This is a genomic window from Candidatus Poribacteria bacterium, assembly GCA_028820845.1.
GTDB lineage: Bacteria > Poribacteria > WGA-4E > WGA-4E > WGA-3G > WGA-3G.
This window is the reverse complement of record JAPPII010000101.1, coordinates 189948-202496: the sequence shown is the minus strand read 5'-3', so window position 1 is coordinate 202496 and position 12549 is coordinate 189948. Positions and strand designations below refer to the sequence as shown.

9 protein-coding genes are annotated in these 12549 nt (G+C 47.4%); 1 reads left to right on the top strand and 8 read right to left on the bottom strand.

Translation table 11 applies throughout. The features are described 5' to 3' along the window. Nucleotides 1-56 precede the first annotated feature (56 nt). From OXN25_19120 to OXN25_19090, 7 genes are all read right to left on the bottom strand, one after another. Nucleotides 57-836, bottom strand: a complete 780-nt coding sequence (locus OXN25_19120) for an isochorismatase family protein (GenBank protein MDE0426969.1) — start codon at nt 834-836, stop codon at nt 57-59. After that, the gene (locus OXN25_19115) at nt 833-2983 is read right to left on the bottom strand and encodes a pitrilysin family protein (protein ID MDE0426968.1); all 2151 of its coding nucleotides are present in this window, start codon (nt 2981-2983) and stop codon (nt 833-835) included. The genes OXN25_19120 and OXN25_19115 overlap by 4 nt, the downstream gene beginning before the upstream one ends. Beyond that, the gene (locus OXN25_19110; GenBank protein ID MDE0426967.1) at nt 2983-4500 is read right to left on the bottom strand and encodes a pitrilysin family protein; all 1518 of its coding nucleotides are present in this window, start codon (nt 4498-4500) and stop codon (nt 2983-2985) included. Before OXN25_19110 ends, OXN25_19115 begins: the two co-directional genes overlap by 1 nt. Nucleotides 4501-4874: 374 nt before the next feature. Beyond that, nucleotides 4875-5132: a hypothetical protein gene (locus OXN25_19105; protein MDE0426966.1), complete on the bottom strand. Its 258-nt coding sequence runs from the start codon at nt 5130-5132 to the stop codon at nt 4875-4877. 150 nt (nt 5133-5282) lie between these two features. Next, the gene (uvrB, locus tag OXN25_19100) at nt 5283-7364 is read right to left on the bottom strand and encodes an excinuclease ABC subunit UvrB (protein ID MDE0426965.1); all 2082 of its coding nucleotides are present in this window, start codon (nt 7362-7364) and stop codon (nt 5283-5285) included. A 157-nt stretch (nt 7365-7521) separates the two neighbouring features. Next, on the bottom strand, nt 7522-9996 hold the full coding sequence (locus OXN25_19095) for a PBP1A family penicillin-binding protein (GenBank protein MDE0426964.1): 2475 nt from the start codon (nt 9994-9996) through the stop codon (nt 7522-7524). Between the two features lie 57 nt (nt 9997-10053). Next, entirely contained in the window at nt 10054-10749 is a 696-nt protein-coding gene (locus tag OXN25_19090) for a redoxin domain-containing protein (protein MDE0426963.1), read from the bottom strand. A 176-nt stretch (nt 10750-10925) separates the two neighbouring features. Here OXN25_19090 and lexA point away from each other — a divergent pair, with 176 nt between their 5' ends. Beyond that, nucleotides 10926-11591, top strand: coding sequence for a transcriptional repressor LexA (gene lexA, locus OXN25_19085; GenBank protein ID MDE0426962.1), 666 nt, complete (start codon nt 10926-10928; stop codon nt 11589-11591). Between the two features lie 71 nt (nt 11592-11662). On the opposite strand, the gene OXN25_19080 is transcribed toward lexA, so the two are convergent. Further along, nucleotides 11663-12412 carry an HAD family hydrolase gene (locus OXN25_19080; GenBank protein MDE0426961.1) on the bottom strand — a complete coding sequence of 250 codons (750 nt, stop codon included), beginning with the start codon at nt 12410-12412 and terminating at the stop codon, nt 11663-11665. Nucleotides 12413-12549: the final 137 nt, after the last annotated feature.

Here is a 12549-nt window from a genome sequence, read left to right as displayed (position 1 = left end):
AAAAAGGCGAGGCACAAAGCCGAAGCCATCCTCGCCTAACAATGAAAAATGAAAATTTACGCTGAAAGTCCCTCAACCGCCGCGAAGAAATCGGCGTTTGATGCACTGAACCCGTACTGCTGCTCCACCTCCCGAATGGCGATCTCTGTTGTGAACAGGTTACCGTAAGTATCGGGAAACTCTACACCCGTTGTAGCATCGCGGAGTAGCACGATGTTATATCCATACCGCGCCATCGAACGGATACCGTAATCCCTGCCCAAGACACACCAATTCGTTGCGAAACCGGCGAAGATCAGATGCAAGATACGCCGTTCTTCCAGCAGTTCATGGAGCTGCTGTCCTGTTGCGATAACAAACTCTTCGGGGCTCACATCAATCGCAGGAGAGACAGAAAGTTGGTCTGCGAGTTTGTCCCAATGCACGCCGATCCCCGGCGGTTGACTGCGGGGACCGCGGTAAACGGTATAGTCCCCCTCTCGACTTCGGAAGGCAGCGGGGGGCCACGCCGAAGGTACAGACGGTTCAGGGGGTTTGTGACGTTGGAGTTGCGGATACTGCTCCGCCACCGGCGGCGAAGGGGCATGCACGATTGTCAAGCCCGCTCGCCGCGCAGCGTCTAAGACTGGCACAACGCATTCCTTCGTTATCCGTGCGGCGCGTTCTATCCAACTCTCGATGAAATGCACATTCCAGAGATCAACGAGCACCAAAGCGGTCTCATCAACTGGTAACGGCATCTCAAACTCACGGCGGATGAAGGCGGTTTCAAGGCACGGTTCATCTGCTGGTGTGCTATCCTGAAAGTAACGGACACGTAAATCTAAGGTTTTCACTCTGGCTCCATGAATAGGGCATCGTCAAGCTCAGCGTTTAGCGTAACACCTGTTACCCGACTTTCAGAGAAAAGTTCACCGTCTACGTTCTGAACAACATGATAAGCGACCTTAACGCCGTCAACATCGCGATAATCATTCATGAGAGACTCTCTATTTGCCGTAACACCTTGTGCCATCTCGCGATAAGCGAATTTTACGACATAATGTGTCTCTTCGCTCACAAAAAGCCGTAAGGTTTCACCAGAGGGCTGCGGAACAAGCAGAACATGTGCGGATGTGCCGTGTACATCCTCCGTCCCCGCATACTGAACCGAAATTTCATTTTGTGAGAGATTTGTCAGGAGCCATATCGTTTCCCGGAAGACTGCATCCTTAAAGGAGTTCGTCACATCAGGCGGTAAGGGTTGAACCCCCATCGGTGTCAGGGCAAACCCAGAGGCACCATCAAAGACATATCCCATTTCACCTTGTGGTAGCTTGACATCCTGTCTGAATTTATCAGGATAGACGTAGTAGGATTTGCCCTCGACTTGCATTTGCCCCATCGGTGAATTTGCTGTCGCCCGCGCTTCCATGACGATGTTTTTCACGGCTTGCAACTTTTCAAGCCCCCCGTGTGCTTCAACAGCAGCAGCAAGGACTTCTTTGGCTTTCGCCACGTCTGTTTCACTCGCTTCGGGCATCGGTTCGGGAGGTGGTGGCGGTGCGGGTCGCTCTATTTCAATCTCGTTAACCGCTCCGAATTCTTCAAGGGGTCGATCAAAGTTCTCTTTATTTCCGACAGTGACAATTGTGAGTGAGTCGGGATGGAGATATTTTTGCGCGACAGATTGTACATCTTCGGCTGTGACCTTAGCGATATTGTCGGTATAGGTTTCAAGGAAGCCGGGTGCGTAACCGCGATAGTCAAGCATCATCTGCTGAAAGGCGATTTGTGAGCTGCTTTCAAAGCCAAAAACAAACGAATTGACGAGTGAATCTTTGGTGCGCTGCAGTTCCGCTTCCGGCACAGGGACATCTCGGAGTCCCTTAACGACATCAATGATGAGTGAAATTGCCTCTGCGGTTTTCTCGGTACGGGTCTGTGAATAAGCGAACCATTCCCCTGGATTCGTGTAGTAAGTTGTCTGCATCAGGCTGCCGACCATATAGGCGAGTCCATGTTTCTCGCGTACTTCCGTCATCAGACGTGAGGTGAACCCACCTTCTCCGAGAATCTCATTCATGACCCGGAGTGCGAAGAAGTCAGGAAAATCGGGAGTACGTTTGATACCGAAATGCCCGATTAACATCGTCGTTTGCGGAAAGTCCTTGAAGATGTAATTAACGGAGGGTTTCGGTGTACCATCCACGGTTGGAACATCCGGAAATGCAATCTTCGCACCTTCCCATCCCTCAAAAACTTTTTCCAGTTGCGCGATTAAGGTTTCTGTATCAAAATCGCCTGTAATTGCGAGCATCATGTTATCAGGATGGTAATACTTTGCGTGAAAGGCTTTGAGGTCGCCAACAGTGATACTCTCTATGCCTTCCATTTCAGTATACCAACCGAAGGGGTGATCCGTTCCGTATAACAGAGCAGAGAAGTTCCGCCATGCGAGTTGGATAGGATTATCGTTGCGTCGCCGGATACGTTCGATTGATTGTTGCTTACGGAGTTCCAATTTATCTTCACGAAACGCTGGATTCCTGAGTACATCGGCAAAGATTTCTAACCCTTTTTCGATGTCTTCGGCGAGTGTTGAGAGGTTAATTGTGCCGTATTCACGGGACATGCCGACTTCCACAGAAGCCGCCATAGATTCCAATTCCTCGTTCAGTGCGTCCGGTTCACGCGACACTGTACCCCCCGTCCGCATGACACTGGCAAATATGGATGACAACCCCACTTTATCCTGTGGATCGTAAATGTCGCCGGTTTTGATTAAACCGTTGATGTTGAAAAGTGGTAACTCGTGGTCTTCAATAAGATAAAGTTTCATTCCGTTCGAGAGTACGCGTTTCTCTGGAACGGGTGGTTTAAATTCAATCGGTTCATAGGTAAGTTCTTCGTATGGTCTTGCGAATGTGGAGGGAACTCCCCACACAACAAGACAAGCGATCAGTGTGACGATGAGAGTCCCTGTAGAAGTCCATTTTTTCATTACTCGTTCCCCTCCGCGTCGTTACCTGTAGGTGCTACGACCCCTTTTTTAACAAGCGTAGCGACGGTGCGGTTGCTTTTTGTAAAATAGGTGTTTGCGACTTTCATGATGTCTTCCGGCGTGATCCTATACATCGTTTCCCGCCAATCAAGGATATAACGCCAATCGCCTGCGATCCCTTCATAGAAGGTTAATTGCCTTGCCATTCCAGCGTTTGAACTCAGTCCGCGGATGAAACCCGCCTCAACCTGTTTGAGGATACGTTTAAATTCCCTTTCCGCAACAGGTTCGGTTTTGAGCCTTTCGAGTTCAGCATAGATTGCTTCTTCAACGTCGGCGGTTGTGTGGGGTGAGCGTGGTGTCGCATTCACAACAAAAAGATTATCGTAGCGTCCACCGGGATATCCGTTTACCGAATTAGCAGAGACAGCTATCCCTTCCTCAACGATGTTTTTATAGAACCGAGAGGTGCGTCCATCGGAAAGAATAGCACTAATCATATCAAACACATAATCGTCAAAATGCGGAATTGTCGGTTTATGGTACCCAATCATGAGTTGGGGTTCTGCGTCAAATTCGACTTCAATCCGGCGTTCCCCTTCTTGAGACGGTTCATCGGTTGTGACCTCAGGTGGGAGGGGTTGGGACGGTATATCACCGAAGTATTTCTCAATGAGCGCGATGGTTTCAGTGGGATTAATGCTTCCAACAATGGCGATAACGGAGTTGTTCGGTGCGTAATGGATGCGGAAAAATTCCGCAGCCTTGCGACGATTTAGCATCGCGATATCCGAGGGCCAACCGATAATCGGCATACCGTACGGATGGGCAGTAAACGCCGTTGCGATAAATTGCTCGTAGAGTTTACCGCCTGCTTGCGTATCAACACGCATCCGACGTTCCTCTTTGACCGCCTCACGCTCGACATAAAATTCACGTAGGACAGCATTCTTGATCCGATCCGACTCAAGCGTTGCCCATAACTCTAATTTGTTAGATGGCAATTCGACCGTATAAATGGTGTAGTCAACAGAGGTGCCGGCGTTGAAGCCTGTGCTACCGTGCTGCGTATAGATTTCGGTATACTCTCCTGTGACAATCCACTCCTTTGCGAGTTCCTGTTGCGTTTTAAGTGCTGCTTCTAATTCCGCAAGCTTAGCCTCATCTGCCCTGGAGCCTTTCGCCCGTTCCATGTCAAGTGCATCGCCTATCCGATCAATTTCGGCAAGGACTTCCTTCTCTTTTTCATAATCTTTTGTGCCGATTGTTTTAGTGCCTTTGAACAACATGTGTTCCAGCATGTGTGCGATGCCGCGTGTATCGTCTGATTCATCAACGGAACCTGCTTTGAAGAGGATGTATGGCGCGATAGTAGGGGAGGTGTGGCGTTCAATCATTAACAACTTCAGACCGTTCGGGAGCGTGTGCTCTATCACCCGATCTGAAAGGTCTTGCGCTGATACTATTCCGTGTAAGGCAATAAAAAATAGGATCAGCAAATAACGTATCTGTTTCATTGATTTCCTTCATTGCAGCAGCCGTCTCTGTTGGACAATGCTGCTTCCTTTCTTTTTATAGTAGATTCTGTAATTACTTATACACTCAGCGAATCAACGTCAGAATGCGCGTGTAGCATTCTGCGGGTGCGGTTAGGAAACCGCACCTACCGGGGGTTGGAAGTGTGTATTTGTTTTTGGAATTTACTATAAAATAAATAAAAATTGTCAGTTATCGGTTATTAGTTAAGAGGTATTTTAGTTAAGAGGTATTAATGTACCAATTCACCACTTCTTGGCGTACGCCAAAAGCGGGTGATTGTCCCAGTAGTCCCTCTAACGAACAACTGAAAACCGTTAACCGATAACCACTACGGCTGACAACCGATAACTACTTAGGATTTCTCAAGGTCACCGAGCAACCCGACGAGGGCAAACCTGATGTGTGATGAGAGTGCAGAATTTTCTGCGCGAAGGTCTGCGTCTTCTGCATCCGGATACATGACATGTGCTGCGACTGCGCGTTTGACCCATCGTTCCGCTCGGTCATCGTAAGGAATGTATTTTTCTTTGGGTGCCGTGCAAGCCGGGCACTCGTCTGGTGGGCTATCTGCTTCCTTCCACAAATAACCGCAAGCGACACAAACAAACATGGTAAAGTCCTTTCTCTATTCCTCAAGAAGATTAACATTTCGTGAAAAAATAATCCTCAGGAGATTCAAAGTTATGGGGTTTAAAGTTACAACTGATTCCTGCATATTAGCAGATTCAGCATTGGAATGCAAGATTTAAATGCTAAAGATTCAATCAGCGTTTTGGACAGCCTGAACCGTCTCTTGTTTCGTTGATTGTTCCTTCAGTTCAACGATACGGTCTCGCAAGGCAGCGGCTTCCTCATAATCGAGTTCAAGGGCAGCCTTTCGCATCTGCCTTGTTAAGTCAGTGATCAACGCTTCAACATCTCCAGGCGCGATACTCTCGACGGTAACCACTGGCTTATCGGGTTTTTTCGTGTTGTACGTATCCTCAGACTCGGCAATCAGTTCTTGGATCGCCTTTTCAATTGTTGCAGGTGTGATGTCGTTATCAACGTTATACTGGAGCTGAATGTCGCGTCGGCGTTGCGTCTCCTGTATGGCTTCCGCCATCGCGTCAGTGATATTATCTCCATAGAGGATAACCTCACCATCAACGTTCCGTGCAGCGCGTCCAGCGGTTTGAACGAGAGATCTGACGGAACGGAGGAAGCCGGGTCGATCGGCATCCAAGATTGCGACGAGAGATACCTCCGGTAAGTCAAGCCCCTCGCGAAGTAGATTGATCCCAACAAGAACATCAAAAACGCCTTCGCGAAGTTGGCGCAGAATACGCGCCCGATCAAACACATCAATCTCGGAGTGCATGTAATCGGCGCGAATTCCTGCTTCGGTTAAGTATTCGGTTAGGTCCTCTGCCATCCGTTTGGTGAGGGTCGTAACGAGGACACGCTGCTTGTGCCTGACACGTTCCTGGATTCTGCCGATGAGGTGATCGACCTGTCCTCTCACCGAGTGGATCGTAATTTTTGGATCAACCAGTCCAGTAGGACGGATGATTTGCTCAACAATTTGCGCACCGTTTTCCATCTCATAGGGACCAGGCGTTGCTGAAACGAAAATAACTTGATTGACACGCGCCTCCACTTCGTCAAAACGCAGTGGACGATTGTCTAATGCAGATGGCAGACGGAACCCATACTCGACGAGCGTCGTCTTTCTTGACCGGTCCCCGCGATACATGCCGCGTAGCTGCGGAATGGTTACGTGGGACTCATCAATAAAGAGCAGAAAATCGTCAGGGAAGTAGTGCATGAGACAATAAGGCGGTTCACCCGGTTGTAATCCAGAGAGATGTCGCGAGTAGTTCTCAATACCGGAACAGTAGCCAACCTCCCGCAACATCTCTAAATCAAAACGGGTGCGTTGTTCAATGCGCTGCGCTTCCAGTAATTTATTTTCCTTCTCAAAAGTTAGGATTCGTTCTTGGAGTTCGAGTTCAATATTAATTAATGCCTCGTCAAAGATTTCGGCATCGGTCATGAAGTGCTTCGCGGGATAAATTTCGAGGGATTCATGTCGTTTTAACACTTCACCGGTTGTGGTGTCAATTTCGTTAATACGATCAATCTCGTCCCCGAAGAGTTCAATACGATACGCGTTCTCGCTATAAGCCGGAAACACCTCAACGACATCGCCGCGTGCTCGGAAGACCCCTTGCCAGAATTCAACGTCGTTGCGGACGTATTGAATATCCACTAAAGCACGTAGGAGACTGTCGCGCCGAATTTCATCACCCACGGTTATCTGAACTCTTTGGTTCTCAAATTCACGCGGAGATCCGAGACCATAAAGGCAAGAAACACTTGCAACAACAATAACATCTCGACGCGATATTAGGGACGCAGTTGCAGCGAGCCGCATTCGCGTGATTTCCTCATTAATACGGACATCCTTTTCAATAAAGGTATCGGTAGCAGGGATGTATGCCTCTGGCTGATAATACTCGTAATCACTGACGAAGTAGTGAACGGCGTTATTTGGAAAAAATGTTCGGAATTCGTTGTAGAGCTGGGCGCAAAGTGTCTTGTTGGGTGAGATGACGAGTGTGGGCAATTGAACGTTTTGGATAACATTCGCCATGGTATAGGTCTTGCCAGACCCCGTCACACCGAGCAAAGTCTGTGCTTTATCACCCCGTAGCAGTCCATTTGTGAGTTTATCAATCGCTGCGGGTTGATCGCCTTGGGGTGTGAAATCTGAGATTAACTCAAATTCCGCATCATTCAATTCGGGGATGTCATTTTCTGGAGCGTCAATCTCCGTTAGCAATTCCCAATTCTCTCTCATTTCGGCTTCTTGCTCCTTCTCACAGATTCCGATTGCCTTTAGGAATCTGGGTTGTGGGGAATGCGTTATCTCGGAACTACAAGAAATTGATATGGTATGCAATGCATTTTATATAGTATACCATATCTTGCCAAAAATGTGTAGAGAGATGTATCTTCTAATGCTGCAAATTACAAAGTTTTTGGGGTTCCTGTCCTTCAATAAACGGCTCTGTGTGAATGTTCTCCTCGGGGCAATCTACCCTTTTAAGAAGTCCGCTCTTCTTATCAATGTCGCGGAAGACAATGCCCTCAGGCACCGGAAATTCCTCATGGGGTCCGCGTGCTGAATCAATTACAAATTGTGCCCAGATTGGCAGCGCTGCTTTCGCGCCTTCCTGATTGTAATTGCGACGACTTGAGCGATTTTTATCAAATCCGACCCAAACACCGACGACCAAATCAGCGGTATAACCGACGAACCATGCGTCCACGTTATCATTAGTAGTTCCCGTCTTACCGGCTGCCGGTCGGGTAAGCCCCATCCGTCCTGCACGTCTACCCGTTCCGTTTTGAATTACATTCTCTAAAGACGAAGTAATCTGATACGCGATCTTTTCATCTAAAACACGGGCGCGTTCGACCTGATGGTCTTCGGACGGATAGATTACGGTTCCCGTTGTATCAAGGATATATTGAATATGTACCGGTTTCGTGTGGATTCCGCCGTTTGCAAAGATGCCATACGCTGAGGTTAACTCAAGGACTGTCATGCCGGACGCGCCTAAAGTGAGCGCAGGTTTGGGGTCCATTGGACTCTCAACACCCATACGTTTCGTTAAATCGACGACGCGATTTATCCCTTCCCAAATACCGTTGTCGCCTATTGGTGTCTCCAAAACGGCTTTCGCTGTCGGCACGTTAATCGATCGCGTTAGTACATCGCGCATCGTGACGTTCCCTCTAAATCTTTCGCTATAATTCCGCGGATACCACGTCTTCTGTCCGGGGAAGGGAACGATCCCCCATCTTTTATCAGAGATGACTGTTGCTGGCGTTATGATGGACGGATCTTCCAATAAAGCAGCGAAAACAATCGGTTTAAAGGCAGATCCAGGTTGCCGCCTTGCGCTTCCAATCGCGCGATTGTAGTAATTAATCTCCGTCTTGGTGATATTGTAATCGCGTCCACCTACCATCGCTTTAACATGTCCAGTCTTCGGTTCAAACGCAATCAGTGCAGCTTGCAAATAACTATTAATCGGATCAATACCGTGCAGATTCCGTTTATTCGTATCATAATTCGGTAGGCTTCTTGGGCCGTACGTGCCATCCATGTAGCGGAGATGCTTTGCGACTTCTCGTTCAGCGACGGCTTGCATAGACATATCTATAGTCGTGTAAACCTTTAGACCGTCACTATACAACTTGTCTTTAAGTTCTGGGAGCCGGACGAGTTCTTCGCGGATATACTCAAGGAAGTGCCCCGCCTCCTTTGCGATAATTCTGGTCCGATTCTCATCCAGATTTTGTGGAAGTAAGGGAGCATTTCGACTGGCAAGCCACTCAGATGCTGGAATGTATTCTTCAGCCAACATTCTGTCAAGGACGACATCACGCCGATACTTAGCATCATGGGGATTGGAAAACGGCGAAAAGGCGAAAGGCCCTTTGGGAAGGGCTGCGAGCAAGGCACATTCGTGGTAGCTGAGTTCTGACACCTCTTTCCCAAAATATCCGAGAGCTGCTTGCTGAACACCGTAAAAAGTTTTGCCGCCATATCTCGATCTACCTAAGTCTACATGATTCAGGTAACGCTCTAAAATTTCATCTTTAGAGAAAACCTTTTCAATCCTCACAGCGAGGAGAATTTCTCTCGTTTTGCGGACGACGCTTCTTTTAGATCTCTGATTAAACAGGTAAATATTTCGCGCTAACTGCTGCGTTAGCGTGCTTGTCCCAGCCAATCGGCTGCCGTGCACAACGGTATTCTTCACTGCCCCGGTGAGGCGTATAATATCAATTCCCCAGTGGTTGGAAAAACGGTGATCCTCAATAGCAATGAATGCCCCTGTCAATTTCGTAGGCATCTGAAGGAGCGGAATCAAACGTCGCGTAGAACCTTCATCATCAGCGAATTCGGCTATCATCTCCGGTTGAAGATAAAAATTCTTGCGCACAGCACCATCACCACTGCGAATGTCGGTTATTCTTCCGTCCCGAACCGAAATTTGAACATGTCCTGCTTCTACGTCAAGATGCGGATATTCAAAATCCCGCAGGTGGATACGTAGGGTGCGGTTCCCTTTAGTATCCACGGTCTCGGCGTACTCACCCGGTTCGCTCAATTTTGGAATAATTTCAGCAACCCGTTTATATTCCAGCCGGTTCAATTTATCAACCAAAAATGCAATTTTATCCGCTTTTCGTACTTCGCAGACCGAAGAATAAACCTCTAAGTGTTGCCGCCATGTTTCGGTATCCACATTATATTCAAGCCGATCGAGATCGATGCCGCGCACATCTTCCCAACACGCGAAGAAAATACCACCCACAAACCCGATTCCGGCGAAGATCGCTATAAATACAAGAATACACACCACCCAAAACAGGCTTAGGACTGCTTGAAAACAATGGTATAAGAATCGAAGCATTTTGTTTTTTCACCTCCACGGTGATGTTCAACAGAGAACGAGGCTATGGACGAGTATTTACGGCGTTCTATCCACACTGGTTTTCCGCACGCGCTTAATGGTACAACCCACCGCTCTGGTCCTTTTGGATTCCTTGGAAATATTTTCTCCAGCAATCACTAAATCTAAGGCGTTCTGGAGATAGTGCTTCGTGGGTTCTTTGGGGCTGTTGTCAATTGCTCCCATGTAACGGAGGGCACGTTTTGCATCGATCAGAAATATCTCAGGCGTTCTTCTGGCTCCAAAATAGTCCGCAATATCGTTCTCTGGGTCCTTTAGTACAGTGAATTCAAATTTGTGCTTCTCACTATATTCCAAAATCTCTTTAACCTTCTCTTGTCTGTTTGAATTGATACCGATAAACTGCACATTTTTTTCGCCATAAGTCTTAGCCAAAGTGACAATCCGTTCCGCATAATCGGTCACTATTGGACATTGCGTAGCGAGAAACAGAACGACAGTAGCAGATTTTTCCTCGCTCAATTTGTATAAAGTGTGCGGGGTCCCCGTAGCGTCTTTGAGCGTGAAGTTCTTGACGACAGCATCAAGTTTTACTTTCTCTACTTTCTCTTGTGCCAATCCGAAACTCGTACTTGTGACGAACAGGACAAACACAATACATAAGCGATGCAAGACAGTAGAGAGGGGTGGGGACTTCTCAACGATAAGATGGCTATGCGTAAAAAAGGATGTAAAGAGTGTTGGACTTTCCATTTCTAAATTTTTCCCTTCAATTAAGACGTTAGCAACCCTGTTCGGTTTCACTTTTGTGGAACTGATTTATGCAAGTTAACATAAAATATTCAATTTTTTCTTGCTTTCTTAACCTGCATATAGTATAATATACGTATATTAACCAACACTTATCATGAGTTAAAGGAGATTTACTCATGGCAAAGAACCTGACCAAAAGGCAGCGCGAGATTTTTAATTTCATCCAGCGATGTATTAAGAACGGTTATCCGCCAACCATTCGTGAGATTGGCAGCCAATTCGGTTTTTCAGAAAAGGCGGCACATGACCACCTCAACGCGCTTGAGAAAAAGAAGTATATTGGACGCGAAGAAGGTAAACCGCGTGCGATTTCCGTTTTGAAGGAAGCACAACCTAAAATCGAGACCAGTAAATGGCTTGAAGAACAGAGCGCGAATCCGATTCTGACAGAAGCAGAACGGGATATTATAGAAATCCCGATTTTTGGACGTGTAGCGGCAGGAACACCTCTTCTCGCTTCACAAAATATTGAAGGCACCCTTCCTATTCCGACGCGTATGGTAAATAACTATGAATGCTTCGCCCTCCGGATCATCGGTTCAAGTATGATCGGGGTCGGTATCTTAGAAGGTGATTATGTTATCGTTAAGAGACAATCGGATGCAGATCCGGGCGATATCGTTGTCGCTATGGTTGAAGACGAAGCAACCGTAAAACGTTTCTTTATTGATGGTGACCAAGTCCGGTTACAACCGGAAAATCCTGCCATTGAACCGAGTATTTTTAACATTAATGAGGTGATAATACTCGGTAAAGTTATCGGTCTCCACCGAGAAATGTAGCGACGAGTTTTTATATTCGCCACTTGGGTTGATGGGCAGAATGAAACGTCTGCCCACTTCCACTCAAAATTTTACGACGCATCCAAAAAATCGGTCAACTCGTGTAGGTGCGAGAGCTTGACATCAACCATAGATGGGTCCGGACACGTTTTGTCCGCATCACCGATAAGCCACGCAGTCCACATACCTGCGTTCTTCCCGCCGACCATATCCGCAGCGTAACTATCCCCAACATAAATCGCTTGGTTCGGTGCCACGTTCAACTTGGACAAAGCTGCTTCAAAGATACGAACATCTGGCTTCGCTATCCCCAAAACCGTAGAATCTATAATCGCCCCAAACAGTGGGGAAAGTCCATAGTCGTCACACCAGCCTTGTGTATTCCCAAAGTTATTGCTAATTACAGCGAGTTGATAGGTGTCATGAAGCGTTTTAAGCCATCGCCGATTTTCCGCGAGTCTCTCGGCAGCCCCTGCACAGAACCAGTCAACATACTCATCTTTCATCTGCTTGCTTAGCCCTAATCGCCTATAAATTCCCGAAGCAATCGCGTCGGCAGTTTCTCGCAAATTACAGCGCGCCGCATGCTCAGACGCGACCGCACCTACGGGCAGCATCGAACCGTCTTGGTAAGACCACTCGTGAGAAGGATCACCGAGAAAGAATTCTGTTATTGTCGCTTTATCTGCCTCGTCGAATGCCTCACGTGTAATTTCTGGGCAGTGCTTACGGATGAACAGGTAGGTCCGTTCTAACCAATGGATACCGTTTCCATCTAAAGTCCCGCCGAAATCAAATACCAATGCGCGGATATTTCTCATTCACTCTCCTTTTTTCTACGTTTCATATTTAACAGGACTTACGCAACGCGCAATAAATTGCGCTACTACGAACTATGCAGCTTTTGAAACACACGTCCTTATAAAAGTGTATCTGTTGGTAGTAAGGCGATCCATCG

What these genes read in the sequence shown, in the direction of transcription:
- OXN25_19115 (MDE0426968.1), bottom strand. Translation starts at nt 2,983, where the DNA reads ATGAAAAAATGGACTTCTACAGGGACTCTCATCGTCACACTGATCGCT.
- OXN25_19110 (MDE0426967.1), bottom strand. Translation starts at nt 4,500, where the DNA reads ATGAAACAGATACGTTATTTGCTGATCCTATTTTTTATTGCCTTACAC.
- OXN25_19105 (MDE0426966.1), bottom strand. Translation starts at nt 5,132, where the DNA reads ATGTTTGTTTGTGTCGCTTGCGGTTATTTGTGGAAGGAAGCAGATAGC.
- uvrB (MDE0426965.1), bottom strand. Translation starts at nt 7,364, where the DNA reads ATGAGAGAGAATTGGGAATTGCTAACGGAGATTGACGCTCCAGAAAAT.
- OXN25_19095 (MDE0426964.1), bottom strand. Translation starts at nt 9,996, where the DNA reads ATGCTTCGATTCTTATACCATTGTTTTCAAGCAGTCCTAAGCCTGTTT.
- OXN25_19090 (MDE0426963.1), bottom strand. Translation starts at nt 10,749, where the DNA reads ATGGAAAGTCCAACACTCTTTACATCCTTTTTTACGCATAGCCATCTT.
- lexA (MDE0426962.1), top strand. Translation starts at nt 10,926, where the DNA reads ATGGCAAAGAACCTGACCAAAAGGCAGCGCGAGATTTTTAATTTCATC.
- OXN25_19080 (MDE0426961.1), bottom strand. Translation starts at nt 12,412, where the DNA reads ATGAGAAATATCCGCGCATTGGTATTTGATTTCGGCGGGACTTTAGAT.